We start from the raw sequence: 24,512 nt of genomic DNA, 5'->3' as shown, positions 1-24,512 counted from the left end.
CCCATCATGAACGACAACCTGCACCAACGCCTGGCCAGCTTCAGCAACCTGGACTGCAAGGTCGCCAAACGCTTCAACGACCGCCCCACCCTGCTCGACGCCGCCGACGATATCCTGCGTGATCAATGGCGGCAGCGACAACTGGGCAATGCCCATGACCCGCTAGGCCTGTACCTTGTCAGTGCCCGAGCGCAATCCACCACACCCTGGATCCGACCGCTCTCCCAGGTCCTGGTGGAGCGCTACTGCCAGCGCGCCACCCTCAACCTGACCGTCGGCGAGGACTTTCTCAGCACCCGTCAGGACAGCGATCCGGCCTGGCAGGTGGACCTCGACCTGCATGCCGTCGAGTTGCTGATCGACGAAGCAGGCCCGCTGCTCGTGGATGGCTACCGGCAGGCACTGGTGGCTTACTGGGGCCGCCACGACAGCAGCGGACAGACCCCCTGGAGCTGGTATTCCAGCTACCTCAAGGACCAGTTCCTGCAGGCCAGAACCCAGACCCTGCCCGGCTTCGCACAGGCCATCGTGCGCCTGGTGCATGACTATCCGACACCGGCCCAGCGCAGCGACTGGTCCAATACCAAGGGCCTGCAAGTACTCAACCTGGGCGTGGACCTGAGCGCCGACAACAAGCTCGATGCCGACCTGTCCAGCGCCGTGCTGATCGAGCATGACGACGGCGATCCACAACGCGCGCTGACCCTGCTCTTTACCCTGACCGGCAAGCTGCTGCGCTTCAACTCCCGCCAGGTCATGCTTGAAGACATCGACCACGCCCTGGCCAAGGTCGTGCGATCCGGTCAACGCCAGATCGAAATAGCGGCCTCCACCGACCCGGTGTTCCAGGTCCAGGCCCTGGGCCTGCTCGAGCAGCAGTTGCGATTGGTGGAACACCTCGCCGGACGCTACCACGGCGAGTTCGATGCCATGGCCATGAACCGTGACCTGGATCGCTTGACCTCGCTGATCGACCTGTGCGACGAGGTCGAGACTGCCCAGCGCAAGACACTCAGTGAACAGCTACCCGACTGGTTGCGCAATGCCGACAGCCGTTCACTGATGCACTACAGCGAACTGCTGATCGATGTCGCCCAGCAATATCGAGACACCCAGGGGCAGTTCTGGCTCGACGGCATCGACGATGCCGAAGCATTCGCCAATCGCCGCCTCGCCGCCCGCATGGCCAGCGATCATCCCGCCGACGCGCCCGCGCCCGAAACCATTCGCCTCACCAACTACCAGACCATCGCCGCCGCCGCTGCGGGCCAGGACATGATCATCACCTCGGGCGAGGTCACGCCGGTGGTGCTGACCCTCGCCCAACTGGCCATCGGCAACCTCGGGCTGCTCAGGCCCGGACGCGTGGTGCTGAGCAGCACGAGCGGGGATGCCCTGCCGCAATGGCTGGACGAACCCTACCTGCGTCGCCTGGTCAGCGAACTGGACATCGCCAGCGCCTACCCGGCCATGCTGCGCGGCAAACTGCTGGATGATCCGCCCCGCCGGCAGCAGCGCCAGCACCTGCTGTACCAGCAACTGCGGGCCCAGCTCCCGGCCCTGGCCATGGAGCTTTACCTGCGCGGCAGCCTGCAGGACCCGACGATTCCAGGACATGTCGCCCAGGTGTTCGCCTCCGGCCCCGATGGGCTGCTACCACGCTGGATCCTGCGGCCATTGGGGTTCATCAAGACACCCGGTTCGGCGCCGGACCATCCCCTCAACACCTGGTTGATCGAGCCTGACGATCCGGGCAGCGCAGGCTGCCTGTTGTACCGCCCGCTGCATCAGGAGCCACTGGTGCACTTCGCCGATCGCATGGCGCTGTTCGTCGCGATCAGCGCAACGGGGCCGCTGCAGGACGACCTGCTGCAACGCCTGCCGGCCGAGGACCGTCGCTTCTATGCCCACGGCGGCTTCCTCGAACCGCATCTGTTCGTGCCGCTGGACGACACCAGCGCCGTGCCATTCAGCACGCCTGCGCCTGTCAGCCTGTCCATCGAGGATGCTGTCGCCCATGTCGACCAGGCCCTGTACGACGGCTGTGTGACCGAGTCGATCCAGCGCTTCGAGGCCCAGGCCAGCACCAGCGCGCAGACCCGCTGGAACAGCTGGAAAGAACTGGGCTGGCTGCTGTTCAACACCTTGCTGCCGCTGGCCGGCGGCACCCTGGGCAAAGTAGCCTGGCTGGTCCAGATGGAAGTGGCCCTGGCCGAGTTCGTCGAATCCGATGCCGAACGCAACCCCACCGGGCACGAACTGGCCCTGGTCAACCTGTTGCTGAACATCGCCCTGCTGCTGTTCTCCCACTCGCTCATACGGCTGCAACTGGAGCAGGGCATGACACCTCGGTCGCCCGTCGGGCTGACACCACCCCACGCCTGCGAAACCGGCCCCCTCCTGCCTGTCGCGGCAGCAGTGCCCTTCACCCAGCTGGATTTCACCTGGGCCCGCCCTGATCGGCGACTCAACGACACCCAACGCGACGCGCTCGAGGCGTTGCAGGCAACGGTCAAGGCCAGCGCGCTGGGAGCGCCGATACCCAACGGCAGGCTGCGTGGGCTCTATCTGCAGGACACCCGCTTCTTCACCCTGCAGGACGGCAATGTCTACGAGGTGGAACTGGTGGTACCGCAGCGGCTGCGCATCATCGGCCCGGACCTCACCCAGGGCCCATGGCTGCACCGCGACGAGATCGGCCGCTGGCAACTGGACCTGCGCCTGGGGCTCAAGGGCGGCATGCCATTGTCCGAGCAGATCCGCCGGATGCGCCTGGACAAGGAGACGGCCATGCAGGCGGCCAATGAGGCGATCATGGCGGACAAGGCACTGATGACGGACAGGATCCGGGAGTTGAGCACCATCGACAAGCTGGCCGCCACTGCCCTCGATGATGCGACCCTGGAGCGTTGCCAGGGCAAGGTGCAGGCCTTGTCGGCATTCTGGACCACCCATATAGAACACCTCAGGACCCGCAACGCCATGCAACCGGTGAAAGACTTTCGCAAGGTACATGCATTCGCGCTGTACCAGGACTGCTCCTGCCAGCAGCTCCTGCGTACCCTGCTGCAAAAACGCTACCAGCCCATCCGCGAGCAACTGGCGCAGATCGCCCGGCAACAGGACCAGGACGGCGAGGAGCTCAGCCGCGCCGACATCCGCATCGCGACCCAGCGCCTGGACACCATGCAACCGCTGCTCGAGCAGATGATCCACAACAACACCCTGCTACGCCAACGCCAGGAAGAACTGACCCGGCTGGCCGGCCAGCGACACCCCGATATCGTCCACTGGCGCGATCTGATGGCCGTCCCCTCCGCCACCGCGAACAAGGACCTGTTCCTGCGCTTCCTGCACCTCGAAAGCCTGCTCAACCGCCTGACCCTGGTCCATGGTCTGAGCAACGATACCGCCTACTGGCGCGACCGCTTCTGGCGCAGCTTCCAGCTCGGCATCATCCAGCGCAGCGAACTGTACAAGCTGGCCGATGCCGATCAGGAAGTGTCGGTGCGCTTGCTGCGCAGCATCCAGGGGCATTTCCAGGCCGCCGCGCGCCAGTTGGGCAACCTCGCGGAGCGCGTGCCCGGCGAGGCCGCGCAACAGACCCTGCAACGCCTGCGCGACGAACTGGAGCACATCCAGGGCCTGATTGCCCAGGACCTGGGCAATTTGCCCGACTACCCACCGGTCAGCTCCCTCAAGCAGTTGCGCAGCAAGGTTCCCGGCCTGATCGAAACCACCGAACATGGCCTGCTGCTGGCCGAGCCCCGCACGAACGACGCCAGCACCGTGGACATTCCGGGCCCCGACAGCAAGACCCCGGGCCAGACCTACCATCTCAAGCACGGTGAATGGGTCGAGGTCGCACCGGCGATTGTGGTCAACCGTGCGTCAGGCCTGAGCCTCAAGCGCCTGCTCAAGGGCAGCGACGGGCTTATCGCCGAAACCGCGCAGGAAGTGGCCCGCCTGCAACGGGCCTCGGACAGCTACCTGCCAGTGGAGATCGAGGAGTCCGTGCTGCACCAGCGTGACCGCCTGCTGGAACGGGTCGAGGACATCGAGGCGCGTCTGACAGCGGACAATGAAACCGACGAGGCGAGCCAGGGCAAGGATGCCGAAAGGGTGGCCAGGCACCTGCGCGATCTGGCCGCAGAGATGGCTCGCCAGGCGACCCGGATGCGTATGGACGCCGCCGTGGCGCGTCAACCGAGGATGGGCGAGGTGCAGTTCCTGTTGGAGCAAGGCGAAGTGCGGATCGCCCTGGTCGGTGGCCGCACCCGCCTGGCCAAGGTCAAGGGCCGCCCCGTCGACTACCTGGACGAATACAGCATCAGCCGGGGTGGCCAGGCGCTGTGGTACGCCCACTTCCACTACCCGGCAGCGGACACGGCCAAGGCCGACTTCACCGCCGGCCACCTGAAGACTGCTGCCCAGCGCCATGCCGCCGGCGGGCGCCATACCGACGCCAGCGGCAAGGAGGTTGAGGTCTACCGGGCGCCCATCACCAGCGCCGCAGCCGAGCGCTACTTCTTCAACCTGTAGTGACATGGGGCGCCGTACAAACGGCGCCCGCGTGACATCAACGGTCCTTGAACTGCGCCTCGCGCTTGGCGATGAACGCGGCCATGCCTTCCTTCTGGTCTTCGGTAGCGAATGCAGCGTGGAATACCCGGCGCTCGAAGCGCACGCCCTCGCTCAGGGTGACTTCGAAGGCGCGGTTGACGCTTTCCTTGACCATCATGCTCACCGGGATCGACTTGCTGGCGATGGTCGCGGCCACTTTAAGCGCCTCTTCCACCAGCTCCGCCTGCGGCACGATACGCGCCACCAGGCCGGCGCGCTCGGCTTCCTCGGCGCCCATCAGGCGGCCGGTCAGGCACAGTTCCATGGCCTTGGCCTTGCCCACGGCGCGGGTCAGGCGCTGAGTGCCACCCATGCCCGGCAGCACGCCGAGATTGATTTCCGGCTGGCCGAACTTGGCGTTGTCGGCGGCCAGGATGAAATCGCACATCATCGCCAGCTCGCAGCCACCGCCCAGGGCGAAGCCCGACACCGCGGCGATGATCGGTTTGCGCCGGTTGGCGATGCGATCGGAATCGCTGAACAGGTCCTCGACGTAGATCTGCGGGTATTGCAGCTCGGCCATTTCCTTGATGTCGGCGCCGGCGGCAAAGGCCTTGGCGGAACCAGTCAGTACCACGCAGCCGATGTTCGGGTCACGCTCCAGCTGGTCCAGGGCCTGGTTGATCTCGCCGACGATCTGCGCATTCAGCGCGTTGAGCGCCTGCGGGCGGTTGAGGGTGATCAGGCCGACCTTGCCGTGGATGTCCAACAGGATGGTTTCGAATGCCATGCAGTCTGCTCCTTCAAAGATTGCGCGCAATGACCATGCGCTGAATGTCGCTGGTGCCTTCGTAGATCTGGCAGACCCGCACGTCGCGGTAGATCCGCTCCAGCGGGAAGTCGCTCAGATAGCCATAACCGCCGAGGGTCTGCAAGGCGTCCGAACAGACCTTTTCGGCCATTTCCGAGGCGAAAAGCTTGGCCATCGACGCTTCCACCAGTGCCGGACGCCCGGCATCGCGCAGGGCGGCGGCGTGCAGCACCATCTGCCGGGCCACGGCAATCTTCGTTGCCATGTCGGCCAGGCGGAAGGCCACGGCCTGGTGCTCGATCAGTGGCTTGCCGAAGGTCTGCCGCTCGTTGGCGTAGTCGCGTGCTGCCTCAAAGGCGGCGCGGGCCATGCCCACCGACTGCGAGGCGATGCCGATGCGGCCGCCTTCAAGGTTGGCCAAGGCGATCTTGTAGCCCTGCCCTTCCTCACCCAGGCGATTGGCTACCGGCACCCGCACATTGTCGAAGACGATCTGGCAGGTGTCGGAGGCGTGCTGACCGAGCTTGTCCTCGACCCGTGCCACCTGGTAACCCGGTGAGTCGGTGGGCACGATGAAGGCGGTGATGCCGCGCTTGCCGGCGTCCGGGTCGGTCACGGCGAAGACAATCACCACCCCGGCGTTCTGCCCGGAGGTGATGAACTGCTTGCTGCCGTTGAGCACGTAGTGGTCGCCGTCCAGGCGGGCGCGGGTCTTCAGGCTGCTGGCGTCGGAGCCGGCCTGGGGCTCGGTCAGGGCGAAGGCGCCGAGCATCGAACCGCTGGCCAACGGCGCGAGGAACTGCTGCTTCTGCGCCTCGCTACCGAACTTGAGGATCGGCACGCAGCCCACCGAGTTGTGCACGCTCATGATGGTCGAGCAGGCGCCGTCACCGGCGGCGATCTCTTCCAGGGCCATGGCATAGGCCACGTAGCCAGTGTCGCTGCCGCCGTATTGCTCCGGTACCAGCATGCCGAACAGGCCCAGGCCGGCCATCTCCTCGATGGCCTCCTTAGGGAAACGGTGTTCCTTGTCCCATTGCTCGGCAAACGGCTTCAGGCGCTCCTGGGCGAAGTCGCGCACGGCGTCGGCGATCTGTTGTTGCTCTTCAGTTACCAGCATGATTCACCTCAGTACAGGCACTCGACCGCCATGGCCGTCGCTTCGCCACCGCCGATGCAGATGGCCGCCACGCCACGGCGCAGGTTGTTCTGGCGCAGGGCCGACAGCAGGGTCACCAGAATGCGCGCGCCCGAGGCGCCGATCGGGTGGCCCAGGGCGCAGGCGCCGCCGTGGATATTGACTTTGTCGTGGGGCAGGTCGAGGTGTTTCATGGCCGCCAGGGTGACCACGGCGAAGGCCTCGTTGATCTCGAACAGGTCCACCTCGGCCAGGTTCCAGCCGGTACGCTTGAGCAGCTTGTCGATGGCACCGATGGGCGCGGTGGGGAACAGTGCCGGGGTGTCGGCGAAGGCCGCGTGGCCATGGATCACCGCCAGCGGCTTGAGGCCGCGTTTCTCGGCCTCGGAGCGACGCATCAGCACCAGCGCGGCGGCGCCGTCGGAAATCGAGCTGGAGTTGGCCGCGGTGACGGTGCCGCCCTCGCGGAAAGCCGGCTTGAGCTGCGGGATCTTGTCCAGACGCGCCTTGGGCGGCTGCTCGTCGTCCTTGATGATGCGCTTTTCCTTGCCCTCGGTGACTTCCACCGGAACGATCTCGGCGGCGAAGCGGCCGCTCTTGATCGCGTCCTGGGCGCGGGTCAGCGAAGCGATGGCAAAGGCGTCCTGGGCCTCGCGGCTGAAGTCGCCCTTCTGCGCGCAGTCCTCGGCGAAGGTGCCCATCAGACGGCCCTTGTCGTAAGCGTCTTCCAGGCCGTCCATGAACATGTGGTCGATGATCTTGCCGTGCCCCATGCGGTAGCCGCCACGGGCCTTGTCCAGCAGGTAGGGGGCGTTGGTCATGCTTTCCATGCCACCGGCGACGATCACGTCGGCGCTGCCGGCCAGGAGCTGGTCATGTGCCATGATGGCGGCCTGCATGCCCGAGCCGCACATCTTGTTCAGGGTGGTGCAGGTGGTGTGCTTGTCCAGGCCGGCACCCAGCGCCGCCTGGCGTGCCGGTGCCTGGCCCTGCCCGGCCGGCAGCACGCAACCAAACAGCACCTGCTCGACACTGGCGGCATCGATACCGGCGCGCTCGACGGCGGCACGAATCGCCGCGCTGCCCAGCTGCGCCGCGGTCAGGCTCTTGAGGTCACCCTGCAGGCCGCCCATGGGCGTGCGCACGGCGCTGACGATGACAATCGGATCATTGGCGAGGGTCATGTTCGGTTCTCCTTACTTGGCAGCCATGCGCAGCGCGCCGTCGAGGCGGATCACCTCGCCGTTGAGCATGCTGTTCTCGATGATATGACGGGCCAGTGCTGCGTATTCCTGCGGGCGGCCCAGGCGTGGCGGGAACGGCACGCCGGCGGACAGCGAGGCACGGACTTCGTCGGTCATGCCGGCCATCATCGGGGTTTCGAAAATGCCGGGAGCGATGGTCATCACGCGGATGCCGAAGCGCGCCAGCTCACGGGCCGCCGGCAGGGTGAGGCTGGCGATGGCGCCCTTGGAGGCGGCATAGGCGGCCTGGCCGATCTGGCCGTCATAGGCGGCGATGGAGGCGGTATTGATGATCACGCCCCGCTCGCCACCCTCGTCCGCCGGTCCTTCGGCCATGGCCGCGGCGGCCAGGCGCAACAGGTTGAAACTGCCGATCAGGTTGACGTTGATGACCTTGGCGAAGCTGCCCAGGGCGTGCGGGCCGTTCTTGCCCAGGACCTTCTCGGCACCGACGATGCCGGCGCAGTTGACCAGCCCGTGCAGGCTGCCGAAGGCGCCGACCGCGGCATCGACCGCTGCCTTGGCGGCCTGCTCGTCGCTGATATCGGCCACCGCGAAGCGGGCATTGGCGCCCAGTTCGGCGGCCTTGGCTTCGACTGCCGCGGCGTTCAGGTCGACCAGCATGACCTTGGCGCCGGCCTCGATGAGCATTTGCGCGGTGGCGGCGCCCAGGCCCGAGGCCGCGCCGCTGACGATGAAATTCTTTTGAGTGATGTGCATGTCGGTCTTCCTTCAGGCGCCCGCAGCGATCGGCTGCGCGGCTTGTTGTCGGGCGATTTCCTGGTTGCGCAGGATGAAGCGCTGCAGCTTGCCGCTCGGGGTCTTGGGCAGCTCGCCGACGAATTCGATTTCACGCGGGTAGGCGTGGGCGTAGAGGCGCTGGCGTACATGCTGGCGCAGGGTTTCCTCAAGTTCGGCGCTGCCCTGGTAACCCTGGGCCAACACCACGAAGGCCTTGATCAGTTCGGTGCGTTCCGGGTCGGGCTTGCCGATCACCGCCGCCTCGACCACTGCCGGGTGCTCGATCAGGGCGCTTTCCACATCGAATGGGCCGACCCGGTAGCCGGAGGTGGTGATCACATCGTCGCTGCGACCGACGAAGCTGATGCTGCCATCCTGGTTGAGCTCGACGGTGTCGCCGGACAGGTAGTACTTACCGCAAAAGGCCTTGGTCGGCAGCCCGTGGTAGCCGGCGAACCAGCACAGCGGCGACTGCTCGCGATCCACCGCGAGGATGCCAGGCTGGCCGACAGGCAGTTCGTTGCCCTGCTCGTCCACCACCACGATGCGGTGGCCGGGAATGGCGAAGCCGGCCGAACCCAGGTGCACCGGGTGCGCCAGCGCATGGTGGTTGCACAGCACCATGCCCAGCTCGGTCTGGCCGTAGTGGTCGTGGATGGTCACCCCGAGCTCGTCGGCGAACCAGCGGATCACTTCCGGGTTGAGCGGTTCGCCGGCACTGCTGACTACCCGCAGGCGCCCTTTGATCGGCGCCGAGAATGCGCTGCCCGCCGCGATCAGCAGCCTGTAGGCCGTGGGCGAGCCTGCCAGGTTGGTGATGCCCAGCTTGTCGATGACCCGCGCGCAGCTTTCGACGCTGAACGGGCCGTCGTAGAAGGTGGTGGCATGGCCCAGCGACAGCGGTCCGGTGACCGCGTAGTAAAGGCCATAGGCCCAACCGGGGTCGGCCAGGTTCCAGAAGTTGTCGTCCGGGCGCAGGCCGATGGCGTCACGCATGTAGCCCTGGAACGCGACGATGGCGCGCAGCGGCACTTCCAGCGGCTTGGCCGGGCCGGTGGTGCCCGAGGTGAACATCAACAGGAAAGGATCGTCGCCGGTACGCATCACCGGCGCGCAATCGCCGGCGGCGGCCTCGAGACTGCGATGGAAGTCCAGTTCGCCCTCGACGGCGGCGACCGTGACGATGGTCGGGCAGTCCGCCACCTCATCGAGCTTGGGCCGGTTGTTGCGATCGGTGATCACCACCTTGGCGTGGGACTGCTCGAGGCGGTGCTCGATGGCCTTCGGGCCGAATGCGGTAAACAGGGGTTGGTAGACCGCGCCCAGGCGCCAGGTGGCAAGGATGGTCACCAGCAATTCGGGGGTACGCGGCATGAGCCCGGCGACCCGGTCGCCGGCCTCGACGCCCTGGGCCTTGAGCACGTTGGCAAAGCGTGCGGCCAGGGCCTGCAGTTGATCGAAGGTGTAGCGCCCGCTGTTGCCATCCCGGTCCTCCCAGACCAGGGCGGGTTTGTTGCTGCCGGTGTGGCGGTCGCAGCACTCGACACAGGCGTTGAGGGCCTCAAGGTTGCCATGCAGCGCCGCGGCGGCGGCCCGGGCATGGTCGAACGAACGGGCGGCCTCGGCGTAATCGCGCATCGTCAGACTCCTGGTTTCTTATTGTTGGAGTGCACCATCGGTCTGACGATGTTCGCGCCGAGAGGCGCAGCCGGCAATGGCCAAAGCTGTCAATCCGGCTGAGCGGATTCGCCATCCTCCGGGCCGAGCTTAACGCCCACGGCCTCAAGGTCCAGCACTTCCTGGGTCAGCGTGACCATCATCGCGCGCTCACTGGCCTCGCGCTCCGCCGCCACGGCATTGCAGGCCTTCAGGTACGCATCGCTGCTCAAGGCCTGCTCATCCAACGCGGCAAGCTTTTCAGCGAACTCTTCGTCATGCTGGGCAAAGAGCTCGCCATGCCGCACTTTCAGGTAATCACGCCAGAATTCACGATTGGCCAGGCTCTGCACCAGGTGCCCATCTGTCTCGTCCGCCAGCACCGCATCGACCGCCCGCTCTTTCAACGCAGGAGTGATGTCCGCCAACGCACCATACAGCATCGACCTGGGCTGCCCGATCAGACCCAGCGTATCGGCCAACTCAACCCGCAAGCCAAGCACGACCTCCAGCTCGTCGACCTCCTGCCCCGCTGCCTCCCGCAACATCACCTCCTGCCTGGCGAACTCATCGAGACGGTCCAGGCGAAACAGGGCCCGCCCCAACTTCAACAGTTCGTCACCATTGCTGCCCACCTTGCCCTCCACTTCGGCATGGTGAACCAGTGCCCGCATCCACAACCTGCTGAAGCGTTCCGCGACACTGTCATGGCAGGTGAGCTGGATACCGGCATGGGTGAAGAGGTCGTCGCGCAATACGCTGTCGGAGTCGACATCCTCGATCAACTGCCAGACCTGCTCGCCCAGGTATTCGGGGGCCTGGAGGAAATCCTGGGTCCTGGTGAGGGTGGCCAACAGCAGGAACAATTGTGCGCTGCCTTCGAGTTGTTGCACGCGCTGCCACATGGCACGTCGTTCAGCACGCCCCTGCGGCTCACCCGTCTCGAGCCAGCGTTGCAAGGGGTCGATAACCTCCGGCAACTGCGCGTCGACCGGTTCGTCAGCGTCCCCGGCCATGAATGCGGTCAACGTTGGCAGTGGCACCGGGTTGCCGTCCAGGTTCACGCGACGCCTGAAGGTCCGCGAAGTTGCCATCAGGCCATTGGGAACCGTGGAAATCAGGTTGAAGCGCAGATCGGCCAGGATCAGTTGAGTGCATCGCTCGATACCTGTCGGCACACTTCTCAGGGAGCATCGGTTCGCCCTGAGGAATTGCAGCTCGGTAAGACGGGAGAAGTCCAGCTCCAGCGAACGCAGCGGATTGAAGTCGAGCACCAGGGTCTCCAGGCCTTCAAGGCTGGACAAGGTGGCGACGCCCGAGGCATTCATCTGGATGCGATTCGACCTCATCTCCAGCCGCCTGAGCCTGGGCAACTGGGCAATCTGCTCAGGCACCGTAGTCAGCAGGTTATTGTTCAGGCTCAAGGTTTCCAGGGAATCGAAGCAGCCCAGGAACATCGGCGACATGCTCATCAGGTCCATGCCGGACATGCGCAACTCGTAGATGTGCCCCATGTCGATTTCCGCGGGCAGGTCTGGTAACGAGCCGATGCGCCAGCCCTCGATGCTCAGGATACGCCCGACACGGTCCTGGCTGTAGCTGCGAATGGTTTCACCCTCATGACGCCAGGCGCTGCGCAGGCGATTGGAGAACTGCCGGCGCCGATTGCGCAGTGCACGGCTGCGCGGCTCACGTTCCCAGACGCTTAGCGTATCTTCCAGGTAGGTGAAGTTGGTTTCCTGGGACAACAGCTCCTCGATGGCATCCCCCGTGCGCAACTGCCACTCCTGGATCATCCTTTCCACTTCGACAATGCTCAGCGAGGGGTAAAGCGCCCTGACACGCAGCCTCAGGGTGTCCATGGTCCCCGAGCGCCTGGAGAGCGAACCGCCAAGGGTGTAGCCGACTCGCCCATCGGGCAAGCGCTTGCCAGGGTTGAACCTGGGGGCCACTGCCCGCCAGCCTAACCGATTGATGATTGCGTCTCGTGATTTTGGCAGTTCGCCGATGATCGCTTGGCGCAGTTGCTCGGCTGGTGACTGCCCAGTGAGCTTGAGGGCCTGCTTTCCCTCCTGTCCGAGCAAGCCCACCAGGGCCTGGAACAACCCGCCCGGCGCGTCGATGTCCTGCTCCAGCGCCAGCCCCTGGTGGTCATAAAGGTGGAACTGGCCCGACCGCCAGACCAGCACAGTGCGTTTCTCGCGCAGACCTTGAGGGTCCAGCACACTGATCAGTCGGCCAAACGCCGAACCCTCGCGCAGCTCCAGGTTCAGCGACGCAGGCCAGTTGGCGAGTCTGGGCAGCAAGGCCAGCACCAGCTCGCCAGTCCCATCGGTGTAGCTGGTATCCAGCAGAAGACCTTCCAGTGCCCGTGTCAGTCGTGCTTGCCCGAGCAGCGAGCGAACCTGTTTGAGGATCGCCATCGGCAACCGAGACTCGCTGATGGCCACCCGTCGCAGCATCGCGTCGGCGCTCTGCACCGCTTCGGTGGCGTAGGCCAGGGGCAAGCCGGGAAACTCGCTTTGCAACTGCTGCAGCAGCGCGTCCGCTGCAGGTTCATCGTCCGGTAATGCCTCCAGCGGATCCTCGGCGAGCAAAAGGTCTTCCGCCAGGTGGTTGTGCAGCGCCTCACGCAGCTCATACCGTCGTGTCAGCAACTGCCTGCCGATGGCTTGGTCATCCAGCGTATGCATGTCCGCACAGGCTCTGCACCATGCCAGCACCTGGGTGTCCTCGAGGAGCGCACCGGGCTTTTCCAGTGCGCTGAACAGCGCCGAAACCCGACTCGCCGCCATATAGCGCCTCAAGGTATCCCGCAGGGCGATCGGCGCCTGGCGGTTCTCCACCAGCACCCCACGCAATGCCTCCTTGTCGACGCCGGCAGCTTGCAGTATTCGTCCGGCCGTTTCGGCGCAAAGCGGCGGGTCCAGCGGCCACAGACGGTTGAGCATCCGCGTGCTGTCGTCCCACTCCAGAGGTCGCTCCAGGCGAATGCGCCAGCAACGCTCGCCATTGAAATCGACCGGCGGCCCGTAAGCGTCGGCGCGCTCGGCATGGCGCAAACTCCAGGGTTTGCCGGGCGCCTCCCGTTGCAGTTCGTAGTACTTGTCGTCGACACGCAACCAGCGCCGGGAGCCCTCACCGTACAAGCCGTTGTCCAACAGCCGCGCCGCCCCCGGGTCAGATTCGTACACCTGCAGGTCCGCCTGCCACAGGCGCGAGCCCTGGCTTGTCCTGACCGGATCGAGCAGGTCAACGAACGAACTGCGCTTGAGCACGCTTGCTACCGCCGTGGCACCTGCAGCGGTGGCCGCTGTGATCGCCACGGTCTCGGCGACGCTGAACAGATGCTCCAGCGCTTCATGCTGGTGCCCCTCGCTCCAGTCGACAGCGCCTTCATACACATGCGCGAGGGTATCCACCACCAGGGTCGCGAACAGTGCCACACCGACGATAGGAATACCCAGCCCCGCCAGTCCGAGCACGGTGAAACCGATCCCTGACCAGGTGGCCAGGCGCTCGTTGGCGGCCTGCTGATCGGCGTCCGCATTCGAGACCAGCAGCAGCTTGCCGTCATCCTTGAACCGCTCTACCTGGGTAGTGGCCAGTGTGGTGAAGATGTCCTGCCCGGAAGCGGCACCTTCCATTTGCAGATCTGGCACCTCATCACTCAGGCGCACGTCCAGCAACTGACTGAAGGCAGCGCGGTCACGCAGGCGAATCCGTTCGCGAAAGTCCCGACGGATATCCGCGTTTTCCAGCTCACTTGCCAGCGCCTGCTCCATGCACTGGGCTGAATCGAAACGGCGCAGGGAGTTCTGCCCATCATCGGGCACGTAGAGGATGACGCCCTTGTCCGTACCCTGCGCGTCACGCAACTGGATCTTCAAGGCGTTCTCGACGGTGAACCCCAGCATGCGCAGCTCACCCGCGCCGGCGAAGCACTGTTGACCTGGCTGATCTGCCTTGCCGCTCGAAAGCTGGTCAAGGACCATGTACTCCTCGACGCTGATCTGCGCACGACACAGGGCAAGCTCGCACATCAGGACAAATGCGGCTCGTTTATGCTCAGCAAGCAAAGTTCGATTGGCCGGGCTGAACACCTGAGCGATCAATACCTGGTACTGCTTGCCCAGATCCAGCTTGCGGCAGGCATCGGCAACACCCTCTGGACTGGACATGACAGCCGAAGCGCCGCTGTTCACCAATCCTGTGGCAACAAAGAACGAGGCGGATGTAGGGAAGTTCTGCATCAGCCGCAGCCGTGCCGGAGAACGCAACTCGCGTGGCTCGACACTAGGCGTGGACAGGATCGGCGTCACCCCGTACCAGGCGTCGACCCACTCCAGCGCATCCAGCGCGGGCCCATCGGGCAACAGGGTCTTGAGCATCGGTTGGAAATGCTGCTCGGCGAACTGTTGCGCCGATACCAAAGCAGTTGTAGCCCGCGCCAGTTGCTGACGACTCTTTTCATGGACCTGGAACGCCTTGTGCAGTGCCCTCAGGCGCTCCACGGAAGCCTGTGTGAACCAGTCCGGCAGTCTTGCACCAATGAATTTGTCCAAAAGTGCGCGAAGTTGCGCATTCCTGCCTGCTTCGGTTGGCAAGAGGGTATTAGAAGTCATGCTGTAAGGACCTTGTGCTTGAAGGTGCCTCACAGTGCACAAGCCGCCAGCGCCGCTTCAGCGGGAAGACTCACCCACCCGCTACGCCACCTTCATGCATGACCAGCGAACGATAATGGCCCGGGTTACAACCGAACCACTTGCGAAACGCCTTGTAGAACGAGCTGCTGTCGGCAAAACCCAGGCGCTCGGCGATATCACCCAATCCCAGTTGCGCCTCGGCCAGCCAGGCGATGGCCAGTTCCCGACGCACGCCGTCCTTGATGCCCTGGTAGCTCTGGCCCTCTTCCGACAGGCGTCGACGCAACGTCGACACCGACATGTGCAAGGTGGCGGCCACCTGCTCGGCGTCCGGCCAGGTGCCCGGCGGCATCTCCAGCAAGCGGTGGCGGATCTGCCGGGCCAGACTGGCCGGGTCGCGGAACTTGACCAGGATGTTGCCCGGGGCCTCGGCCAGGAAGCGCTGCAACTCCTCGTCACTGCGTCTGACCGGCAGTTCAAGGCATTCGGCGGCGATGATCATCCGCGTGCGCGGGCGCTCGAACTGCAGGTTCTCGGAAAACATCACCCGGTAGTCGTCGCAAAACGGCGGCTCGGCGCAGCGCAGGTCGATGGCCAGGATCGGGATGCGCCGCCCGGCCAACCAACAGGCCAGGCCGTGCACGATCATCCAGAAGGTGAAGTAGGTGAACGCCCGGCGCGGCGTATCGCCGGGTTCGTTGATGACGATCTCGGCCAGGCTCTGCTGGCGCACCAGGCCCGGCTGCAGGTCTTCGAGCATCAGCGACAGGAACGCCAGCAGGTTGTCCAGGGCCGCGCCCAGGGTCGGCTGGGCCATGGCGCTGCGGGCCATGAAGGCCAGGCTGCCGCTGCGCAGGCCGCGCCGGTCCATGGCGAAGAACTCGTCGTTGCAGCGCCGCGCCAACAGGCGCCAGAGCCGGGCGTAGGACTCGGCCGTGACCCGCGCCTCGGGCAGGTCCAACTGCTCGGCCGCGATCCCGGCACGCGCCAGCAGCCCGGCGTCGGGCTCGCCGGCCGGGCAGGTCTGCAACAGGGCTTCGCGCACCAGTTGCATGGAAATGGTGTCCTTCTCGCTCATCGACAATCCAGTCTGCGCTGTGGCCGCCATCTTAGGCCGCCATGGGGAAAACGTCAGCCGCCAATCACTGACCGGCGGCCAGGCTCAGGAACGCCTGGATCAGGCGCAACTCACGGCGGCGCTCCAGGCAACCGACCATGTGCTGGTTGACCAGACCCTGGCCGCCCAGGGGGCGGGCCACCACCCGCGGGTCATGGGCCACTTCGGTGGAGGACACCACGCCGATGCCCAGCTCCGCCGCCACCGCCTCGGTGACCGCTTCGCGGCTGTCCAGTTCCAGCAGCACCCGGGGTTGCACGCCAGCGTCGGCGCAGGCCTTGTCGAAGGTGCGCCGGGTGGTCGAGCTGGGCTCGCGCAGCACCATGATCTGCCTGTCCAGCTCGGCCAGCGGCAAGTCACCCCCGGCACCCGCCCAGGCATGCCCCACCGGCAACAGTGCACACAACCGCGATTCGCATAACGCCTGCAGGTGCAGGCCCTTGCGCGGCTCGATCTCGGTCAGCACGGCCACATCGGCATGTTCCGACAGCAACGCGGCCAGGGTTTCCTGGGCATTGCCCAGGCGCAGGTTGACGGTGATGCCGGGGTAGCGCTCGCGCAGTTGCGCCAGCATCGGCATCACCCGGTGCGGGCCGTCCGCCGCCACCTCCAGGCGCCCGGTCAGCAACTGCCGGTTGGCCTCGAGCATGGCCTGGGCTTCCTCGGCCAGGCCGAACATGGCCCGGGTGATGGCCGCCAGGCGCGTGCCCTCCTCGGTCAGCTCGACCCGCCGGGCGGTACGGCGCAGCAAGGTGATCTGGTAGTGCTCCTCCAACGCCTTCACATGCCCGGTCACCGCCGGCTGGCTGATGAACAGGCGCTCGGCGGCGCGGGTGAAGCTGCCCTCGCGGGCGACGGCGTCGAAGGCGCGGAGCTGGAACAGGTTCATATCTATCGGCCTGACTTATGGCTGGCATATCTACAAACAATTTGATTGATGACACGGCGAATTGCAACCTAGCCCCACTAAGTTTCCAGCCCACCGCAAGTGAGGAACCCCGGAATGAGCAACGCCCCGATCCTGCTGACCCCCGGTCCCCTGACCACCTCGATCCGCACCCGCCAGGCCATGCTCGTGGACTGGGGCTCGTGGGATCGCGACTTCAACCAGCTGACCGCCAGCGTGTGCGAACAACTGCTGGCCATCATCGACGGCAGCGCCAGCCACCACTGCGTGCCCCTGCAAGGCAGCGGCACCTTCGCCGTCGAGGCCGCCATCGGCACCCTGGTACCCCGTGACGGCAAGGTGCTGGTGCTGATCAACGGCGCCTACGGCCAGCGCCTGGCGAAGATCTGCAAGGTGCTGGGCCGCGCCTACAGCACCTTCGAGACCGCCGAGGACCAGCCGACCACCGCCGCCGACGTCGACCGCCTGCTGGCCGCCGACCCCGCCGTGACCCATGTGGCGCTGATCCACTGCGAGACCAGCACCGGCATCCTCAACCCGCTGCCCGAGATCGCCCAGGTGATCCAGCGCCACGGCAAGCGCCTGATCATCGACGCCATGAGCTCGTTCGGTGCGCTGCCGATCGATGCTCGTGAAATTCCCTTCGAAGCGCTGATCGCCGCCTCCGGCAAGTGCCTGGAAGGCGTGCCGGGCATGGGCTTCGTCTTCGCCGAAAAAACCGCCCTGGCCGCCGCCGAGGGCAACGCCCACTCCCTGGCCATGGACCTGCACGACCAGCACGCCTACATGGCCAAGACCGGCCAGTGGCGCTTCACCCCGCCGACCCACGTGGTCGCCGCCCTGCACGAAGCGCTGCAGCAATACAACGAAGAAGGTGGACTGCCCGCTCGCCACCAACGCTACGCCGACAATTGCAAGACCTTGCTCGACGGCATGGCGAAGATCGGTCTGAAGAGCTTCCTGCCCGCCGACATCCAGGCACCGATCATCGTCACCTTCCACGCGCCGAAGGATCCGCGCTACCAGTTCAAGGACTTCTATGAGCGGGTCAAGGCCAAGGGCTTCATCCTCTACCCGGGCAAGCTGACCCAGGTCGAGACCTTCCGCGTCGGCTGCATCGGCGTGGTTGGCGCCGATGGCATGCAGGCCGCCGTGAACGCCGTGGCCGAGGTGCTGCGGGAAATGGAAGTGCTGGACATCTGACCCTCTGCCCACCCAATTCAAGGAAAACGCGCACATGAACTACAGCAACCCCACCCAGCTGCAAGCCGCCATCCTCGACTGGGCCGGCACCGTGGTCGACTTCGGCTCCTTCGCCCCGACCCAGATCTTCGTCGAAGCCTTCGCCGAGTTCGACGTGCAGGTGTCCATCGAAGAAGCCCGTGGCCCGATGGGCATGGGCAAGTGGGACCATATCCGCACCCTGTGCGACGTGCCGGAAATCGCCGAGCGCTACCGCAAGGTGTTCGGCCGCACGCCCACCGACGACGATGTCACCGCCATCTACGAGCGCTTCATGCCGCTGCAGATCGAGAAGATCGCCGTGCACTCGGCGCTGATCCCAGGCGCCCTGGACACCCTGACCGGGCTGCGCAAGGACGGCCTGAAAATCGGCTCCTGCTCCGGCTACCCGAAGGTGGTGATGGACAAGGTGGTCGAACTGGCCGCGCAGAACGGCTACGTGGCCGACCATGTGGTGGCCACCGACGAGACGCCGAACGGCCGCCCGTGGCCGGCCCAGGCGCTGGCCAACGTGATTGCCCTGGGCATCGATGACGTGGCTGCCTGCGTGAAGGTCGACGACACCGTGCCGGGGATTCTCGAAGGCCGCCGCGCCGGGATGTGGACCGTGGCGCTCGTGTGCTCGGGCAATGCCCTGGGGCTGACCTGGGAAGGCTACCGGGCGTTGAGCGCGGAGAAGCTGGAGAGCGAGCGCAAGCGGATCCATGGGATGTTTGCCGCATCGCGGCCGCACTACCTGATCGACACCATCAACGAGTTGCCCGAAGTGATTGCCGATATCAACCGGCGATTGGCCAAGGGGGAGATGCCGCAGAGCGCCTGAAGTCGAAAAACATCGCGGGGCAAGCCCGCTCCCACGCTCAGCATACATGCATGCCTGGCGTGGGAGCGGGCTTGCCCCGCGATGCTTTTGGGGGGATCAGACTGCCCGGTTCAACTTCACCCACGACGCGAACCGGTCGATAAAGCCCTGCAGGAAGGGCCGGGTCTTGTCGTTCAGCTTGCCGCTATCATCGAACAGCGTCGCCGCCCCACCGATATAAGCCTCGGGCATCTGCATGCACGGCATGTCGAGGAACACCAGCGACTGGCGCACCGCATGATTGGCGCCGAACCCGCCGATCGCCCCCGGCGACACGCTGGCCACCGCCGCCGGCTTTCCGCTCCATACGCTCTGCCCATAGGGCCGCGAACCCACGTCGATGGCGTTCTTCAACCCGCCCGGCACCGAACGGTTGTACTCCGGGGTGACGAACAACACCGCGTCGCTGCGGCGGATTTCGTCGCGAAAATGCTTCCACGCCTCGGGGGCACCCTCGGCCTCGACATCTTCGTTGTACAACGGCAGGTCGCCGATCTCGACGATCCGCAGGGCAAGGCTGGACGGCGCCAGCTCAGATAGCGCGCGGGCCACCTTGCGGTTGTAGGACTCCTTGCGCAAGCTGCCGACGACAACCGCTACCGAATAGACCTGGCTCATGGCGTTTTGCAACCTCTGCTCTGGGAATGGGACCTGTTAGTTATAGATGACCGTTCCTCGGCTTCCCGATTTTTTTCCATTCGGCTGAAAACTTCCCGGGCGTTTCACTGGTCTATGCCTACAGACATTTCCTACACGATTCAGAGGTTTCCACCTAAATGGCAGCAGTAATGGTCGGCCAGTTTCACGCCCGCGACGCCGAAGGCCGTATCTACCCCGTCCACGAATTCCAGGAATCCACCCTGCAGGCTGACGGCAGCACCCTCGGCGCGCCGGTCACCAGCTATCGGCTGGCCATCGGCGACCGCGTCAACCACCTGGGCGACGACCGCTTCGAGCTGGCCCAGACCGGCGTCGAGATCATCCGCATTCCTTGACGCAATCGACGGTGTACAGCGTCCCCTCGCGCTGCAGGCCATGCACGTCGGCGACGAAGCCCGGGAAGCCCTGATCGAAGGCCCGGGCGCACTCCAGATAGACCAGGATCGAGCGGGTCGCCTCGGTGAAGCGCTCGCCCGGCATGATCAAGGGGATCCCCGGCGGATACGGCACCAGCATCACCGCCGCGACCCGGCCCAGCAGCTGCTCGATCGGCACCGCCTCCACCTCCCCGCGCACCATCCGGTCATAGGCCTCGGCCGGGGTCATCGCCACCTCGGGCAAACGGGTGAACAGCAGCTTAAGCTGCCTGGACGTGGCATTGCCGCGGTAGAAGGCATGCAGTTGCTGGCACAGGTCGCGCAGCCCCAGCCCCTGGTAGCGTGACGGCTGCGGCGTCAGCACGCTGGGCAGGCAGTCGGCCAGCGCGGTATTGGCGTCGTAGTGGCGCTTGAACTCCAGCAGTTCGGTCAGCAGCGTGCTCCACTTGCCCTTGGTGATGCCCATCGAGAACAGCACCAGGAAGCTGTACAGACCGGTCTTCTCCACCACCAGCCCCCGTTCCCAGAGGAACTTGCCGACCACCGCGGCCGGAATGCCGTGCTCGCCCGCCCCACCACCGGCTCCCGGCATCACCAGGGTGACCTTGAGCGGATCGAGCAGCACATAGTCGTCGCTCAGCTCGGCAAAGCCATGCCACTCGGCCCCCGGCTGCAACAGCCAGTCCGCCGCCTCCAGGCGCTCGCCGCCCTGCGCCAGCGGGGGCTGCCAGATGCTGAACCACCAGTCGTCGGCGGCGATGTGCTCGCGCAGGTTGGCCAGCGCCCGGCGAAAGCTCAGGGCCTCGTCGAACATCTCCTGCAGCAGCGAGCGCCCGGCCGGGCCTTCCATCATCGCCGAGGCCACATCCAGCGAGGCGAGGATGCTGTACTGCGGCGAGGTGGAGATATGCATCATGAACGCTTCGTTGAAGCGGTCGCGGTCCAGCTGGCGGGCGGCGCCGTCCTGCACATGGATCATCGACGCCTGGCTGAAGGCGGCCAGCAGCTTGTGGGTGGAATGGGTGCTGAACAGCAGCGGCCCCTCATCGCCGCGCGGCGTGCCCATGGCATAGCGGCCGGTGAAGAACTCGTGGAAGGCGGCGTAGGCGAACCAGGCCTCGTCGAAGTGCAGCACCTCGGCACTGGCGCCGAGGGTCTGCTTGATGAGCCCGGCGTGGTAGCACAGCCCGTCGTAGGTGGAGTTGGTGACCACCGCCAGCTTGATCTTCGCCGGCCGCCCCTGGGCCAGCGGGTGGGCCTGGATCTTTGCCTGTATGGACGCCGGGGTGAATTCGCTGAGCGGGATCGGCCCGATGATGCCCAGCTCGTTGCGCTCCGGGCACAGGTAGAGGGGGATGGCGCCGGTCATGATGATCGCATGCACCACCGACTTGTGGCAGTTGCGGTCCACCAGCACCAGGTCACCGCGCCCGACCATGGCGTGCCAGACGATCTTGTTGGCGGTGGAGGTGCCGTTGATGACGAAGAAGGTATGGTCGGCGCCGAAGTTGCGCGCCGCCCGCGCCTCGGCGGCGGCCAGGGGGCCGGTATGGTCGAGCAGCGAGCCCAGCTCGGGCACCGACACGGACAGGTCCGAGCGCAGGGTGTTTTCGCCGAAGAACTGGTGAAAGGCCTGCCCCACCGGGCTCTTGTGATAGGCCACGCCGCCGCCGTGGCCTGGGGTGTGCCAGGAGTAGTTCGACTGCGCGGTGTGTTGCACCAGGGCCTTGAAGAACGGTGGCAGCAAACCGTCGAGGTAAGTGTGCGCGGCCCGCGCCACCTGGCGGGCGAGAAAGGGCACGGTGTCTTCGAACAGGTAGAGAATGCCGCGCAACTGGTTGAGCTCACCCATGGCCTCGGCCGGGGCGTTCTCCAGGGTGACCTGCTCGCCCAAGGCGAAGATCGGCAGGTTGGGTGCGCGCAGCCGGGCCAGGCGGATCAGCTCGGCCATGTTCTGCAGCAGGCGGCTATTGTCGCCGACACCCTCGGCGGCGATCAGCATGCAGGCCAGGCCATGATGCGTGGCGGCCACCAGGCGCGCCTCTGCCTGGTCGGCGGCGGCGAGGATGGCGAAGCCGTCCCTGGCCAGTTCGTCGGCGATGCCACGCACCCGTTCGCCGGCGACGCTGTCGGCCTTGATCGCCCGATGGACGATGAGGATGGGGAACTGGAGGTCCTTGTACATCGGGCGGCTACCTCTGCGGGGGCTTCCCCCTCAGGGTAGTTGAGGCTGGTGTCGTCAGTGCCGGCCTCTTCGCGGGTAAACCCGCTCCCACAGGTTCGGGGGGGTTGCCTGTGGGAGCGGGTTTACCCGCGAAAGGGCCGGTACTGTCAGAGAATCAGCTGGCGGGGGCCTCGGTCAGCACCTGCCACATCGCCGGCCCACCCGCCGACTTGGCGACGGCCGCCAAACGCTCGGCATGGGCCTCGAGCTCTTCCTCGCTAGCCATGATCACCTTACCCGCCGCACGACCGGTAATCCGACGGATCTCACTGCCGGTGCTGCCCTGCCCATCCTCGCCCTGCGCGCCATCCCCCGCCAGCGACAGGCTGGTCTGGCCGCCGGTCATCGCCAGGTAGACGTCGGCCAGCAGTTCCGAGTCGAGCAATGCGCCGTGCAGTTCACGGCCAGAGTTGTCGATACCGTAGCGTTTGCACAGCGCATCGAGGCTGTTGCGCTGCCCCGGATGGCGCGAGCGCGCCATCATCAGGGTGTCGAGGATCGGGCAGTGCTGCGAGATGTCGGCGCGATCCTGCTGACCGATCAGCGCGAACTCGTTGTTGATGAAGCCGACGTCGAACGCCGCGTTGTGGATGACCAGGGTGGCGCCCTGGATGAAGTCGAAGAACTCCTCGGCCACATCGCCGAAACGCGGTTTGCCGACCAGGAAGGCGTCGGTGATGCCGTGGACGTTGATCGCACCCTCGTCACTCTCGCGGTCGGGCTGCAGGTAGACATGGAAGTGCCGCCCGGTCAGGCGCCGGCCCACGACCTCGACGCAACCGATCTCGATGATGCGGTGGCCTTCGGCCACCGGCATGCCGGTGGTCTCGGTGTCGAGGATGACGAACCGTTTGTCTTGCTGCTGCTCCACGGGTGACTCCAACTTGCGGGGCTTGAATTCGGGGCGGGAGTATACCGGAATCGGGGCCGCTTTGCGGCCCATCGCGGCACAAGACCGCTCCTACTGGGACCGTGTAAATCCTGTAGGAGCGGCCTTGTGCCGCGAAAGGGCTGCGCAGCAGCCCCAGTTGGCTCAACGCTGAGCCCGCACCTCATCGACCCCACGATTGGCCAACTGGTCGGCCCGCTCGTTGCCCGGGTGGCCGATGTGCCCGCGCACCCACTTCCAGGTCACCTTGTGCCGGTTGACCTGTTCATCGAGGGCCATCCACAGGTCGGCGTTCTTCACCGGCTCCTTGGCGGCGGTCTTCCAGCCGCGCTTCTTCCAGTTGGTCATCCACTCGTTGATGCCCTTCATCACGTACTGGGAGTCGGTGGTCAGCACCACCTCGCACTCGCGCTTGAGCGCCTTCAGGCCCTCGATCGCGGCCATCAGCTCCATGCGGTTGTTGGTGGTCTCGCGCTCGCCGCCCCACAGTTCCTTCTCGACGCCCTTGAAAACCATCAGGACGCCCCAGCCGCCCGGGCCGGGATTGCCCTTGCAGGCACCATCGGTGTAGATCTCGACGCTATCGCTCATGTACCACTCGTGTTCAGTGCTTTTCGGAATCGGGGTGGGTGGCGCTGCGATTGACCTTGGCCAACGGCAGCGGCAGCAGCTTGCCCATCGGCTCGCGGCGCTCAAGGCGCAGCGGCCGCAGGCCGACCACCATCTTGCGCGCCACCAGCAGGTAGACACCGCCACCGGCGCCCTGCCAGCCCCCGGCCACCCGCTCCCAACCGGCCAGGCGCTGTTGCCAGGCCGGCGAGGCAAGCGGCGGACGATAGCACCCGAAGCGGCGTTTCTCCAGCGCGAAGCCCAGCAGGTTGAGCCAGTCGCCGACCCGCGACGCCGAGATGCAGCGGGCCTTGCGCAAGGCGCCCTGGCTGAAGAAATGCCGCACCCCCCAACTGCTCCACGGATTGATGCCGACAATCAGCAGGTGACCGCCCGGGCGCACCGCGCTGGCCGCCTCCCGGAGCAATCCGTGGGGAGAGAGGCTGAAGTCCAGGCCGTGCTGCAGCACCACCACGTCGGCGGCATGTTCCGACAGCGGCCAGGCCTGCTCCTCGCAGACGATCTCCACCCCCGGCAACGGCGCGCCCAGGCGCACGTTGCGCTGCACCTGCGGGGCGTTGGGCGGCGGTTCGACGCAGGGGCCGTAGTGCACCAGGTAGCCACCGAAGAAGCGCCGCAGCTCTTCTTCGAGCAACTTTTCCTCTTCCTTGAGCATCAACTGCCCAAGGGGGCCATTGAACCAGTCGCGGGCCAGGCTGATGAGCTCGACCCAGTCGGGGTCGGCCTGGGCGAAGGCTTGGTCGGTCATTGCATTCTCCCTCGAAGGTTCTCCGGCCGCGCCATCGCGGCTAAGATGCCCTCAATG

17 protein-coding genes are annotated in these 24,512 nt (G+C 65.7%); 4 read left to right on the top strand and 13 right to left on the bottom strand.

Going from position 1 to position 24,512, the window contains the following annotated elements:
* Nucleotides 1-6 precede the first annotated feature (6 nt).
* Complete coding sequence (locus NMG10_RS12715; protein WP_254464472.1) at nucleotides 7-4,542, top strand: hypothetical protein; 4,536 nt, start codon at nucleotides 7-9, stop codon at nucleotides 4,540-4,542.
* A gap of 37 nt (nucleotides 4,543-4,579) precedes the next feature.
* Here the strand turns inward: NMG10_RS12715 and NMG10_RS12710 are convergent, their stop codons facing one another.
* The 8 genes from NMG10_RS12710 to NMG10_RS12675 form a co-directional block, all read right to left on the bottom strand.
* Nucleotides 4,580-5,353 (bottom strand): enoyl-CoA hydratase, encoded by a 774-nt coding sequence (locus tag NMG10_RS12710; protein WP_198743228.1) that lies wholly within the window; start codon nucleotides 5,351-5,353, stop codon nucleotides 4,580-4,582.
* 13 nt (nucleotides 5,354-5,366) lie between these two features.
* Nucleotides 5,367-6,494 (bottom strand): acyl-CoA dehydrogenase, encoded by a 1,128-nt coding sequence (locus tag NMG10_RS12705; RefSeq protein ID WP_254464471.1) that lies wholly within the window; start codon nucleotides 6,492-6,494, stop codon nucleotides 5,367-5,369.
* An 8-nt stretch (nucleotides 6,495-6,502) separates the two neighbouring features.
* Nucleotides 6,503-7,696 carry an acetyl-CoA C-acyltransferase gene (locus NMG10_RS12700; protein WP_232856331.1) on the bottom strand — a complete coding sequence of 398 codons (1,194 nt, stop codon included), beginning with the start codon at nucleotides 7,694-7,696 and terminating at the stop codon, nucleotides 6,503-6,505.
* 12 nt (nucleotides 7,697-7,708) lie between these two features.
* Complete coding sequence (locus NMG10_RS12695; RefSeq protein WP_254464470.1) at nucleotides 7,709-8,476, bottom strand: SDR family NAD(P)-dependent oxidoreductase; 768 nt, start codon at nucleotides 8,474-8,476, stop codon at nucleotides 7,709-7,711.
* 12 nt (nucleotides 8,477-8,488) lie between these two features.
* On the bottom strand, nucleotides 8,489-10,135 hold the full coding sequence (locus NMG10_RS12690) for an AMP-binding protein (protein WP_203651916.1): 1,647 nt from the start codon (nucleotides 10,133-10,135) through the stop codon (nucleotides 8,489-8,491).
* 89 nt (nucleotides 10,136-10,224) lie between these two features.
* On the bottom strand, nucleotides 10,225-14,667 hold the full coding sequence (locus tag NMG10_RS12685) for an NEL-type E3 ubiquitin ligase domain-containing protein (RefSeq protein WP_254464469.1): 4,443 nt from the start codon (nucleotides 14,665-14,667) through the stop codon (nucleotides 10,225-10,227).
* 181 nt (nucleotides 14,668-14,848) lie between these two features.
* The gene (locus NMG10_RS12680) at nucleotides 14,849-15,877 is read right to left on the bottom strand and encodes an AraC family transcriptional regulator (RefSeq protein WP_232856335.1); all 1,029 of its coding nucleotides are present in this window, start codon (nucleotides 15,875-15,877) and stop codon (nucleotides 14,849-14,851) included.
* Between the two features lie 64 nt (nucleotides 15,878-15,941).
* Complete coding sequence (locus NMG10_RS12675; protein ID WP_203651913.1) at nucleotides 15,942-16,805, bottom strand: LysR substrate-binding domain-containing protein; 864 nt, start codon at nucleotides 16,803-16,805, stop codon at nucleotides 15,942-15,944.
* Nucleotides 16,806-16,919: 114 nt separating this feature from the next.
* Between NMG10_RS12675 and NMG10_RS12670 the strand changes: the two genes are divergently transcribed.
* Nucleotides 16,920-18,026 (top strand): 2-aminoethylphosphonate--pyruvate transaminase, encoded by a 1,107-nt coding sequence (locus tag NMG10_RS12670; protein WP_203651911.1) that lies wholly within the window; start codon nucleotides 16,920-16,922, stop codon nucleotides 18,024-18,026.
* A gap of 34 nt (nucleotides 18,027-18,060) precedes the next feature.
* Nucleotides 18,061-18,888 (top strand): phosphonoacetaldehyde hydrolase, encoded by an 828-nt coding sequence (gene phnX, locus NMG10_RS12665; RefSeq protein WP_234560500.1) that lies wholly within the window; start codon nucleotides 18,061-18,063, stop codon nucleotides 18,886-18,888.
* Between the two features lie 96 nt (nucleotides 18,889-18,984).
* Here the strand turns inward: phnX and NMG10_RS12660 are convergent, their stop codons facing one another.
* On the bottom strand, nucleotides 18,985-19,545 hold the full coding sequence (locus tag NMG10_RS12660) for an NADPH-dependent FMN reductase (RefSeq protein WP_232856337.1): 561 nt from the start codon (nucleotides 19,543-19,545) through the stop codon (nucleotides 18,985-18,987).
* Nucleotides 19,546-19,703: 158 nt separating this feature from the next.
* On the opposite strand from NMG10_RS12660, the gene NMG10_RS12655 reads away from it, so the two are divergent.
* Complete coding sequence (locus NMG10_RS12655) at nucleotides 19,704-19,922, top strand: hypothetical protein (protein ID WP_028690532.1); 219 nt, start codon at nucleotides 19,704-19,706, stop codon at nucleotides 19,920-19,922.
* Here NMG10_RS12655 and NMG10_RS12650 read toward each other — a convergent pair.
* The 4 genes from NMG10_RS12650 to NMG10_RS12635 form a co-directional block, all read right to left on the bottom strand.
* The gene (locus tag NMG10_RS12650; protein WP_234560501.1) at nucleotides 19,906-22,149 is read right to left on the bottom strand and encodes an Orn/Lys/Arg decarboxylase N-terminal domain-containing protein; all 2,244 of its coding nucleotides are present in this window, start codon (nucleotides 22,147-22,149) and stop codon (nucleotides 19,906-19,908) included. The genes NMG10_RS12655 and NMG10_RS12650 overlap by 17 nt on opposite strands.
* A gap of 154 nt (nucleotides 22,150-22,303) precedes the next feature.
* Entirely contained in the window at nucleotides 22,304-23,059 is a 756-nt protein-coding gene (dnaQ, locus tag NMG10_RS12645; RefSeq protein WP_254464468.1) for a DNA polymerase III subunit epsilon, read from the bottom strand.
* Between the two features lie 162 nt (nucleotides 23,060-23,221).
* Nucleotides 23,222-23,668 carry a ribonuclease HI gene (gene rnhA, locus NMG10_RS12640; RefSeq protein ID WP_028690529.1) on the bottom strand — a complete coding sequence of 149 codons (447 nt, stop codon included), beginning with the start codon at nucleotides 23,666-23,668 and terminating at the stop codon, nucleotides 23,222-23,224.
* A 13-nt stretch (nucleotides 23,669-23,681) separates the two neighbouring features.
* Nucleotides 23,682-24,455, bottom strand: coding sequence for a class I SAM-dependent methyltransferase (locus tag NMG10_RS12635; protein ID WP_254464467.1), 774 nt, complete (start codon nucleotides 24,453-24,455; stop codon nucleotides 23,682-23,684).
* Between the last annotated feature and the right edge of the window lie 57 nt (nucleotides 24,456-24,512).

The organism is Pseudomonas sp. DVZ6 (assembly GCF_024259445.1).
Classification (GTDB): domain Bacteria; phylum Pseudomonadota; class Gammaproteobacteria; order Pseudomonadales; family Pseudomonadaceae; genus Aquipseudomonas; species Aquipseudomonas peradeniyensis.
The sequence above is the reverse complement of the archived record's forward strand: the minus strand, read 5'-3'. Positions and strand labels throughout refer to the sequence as shown.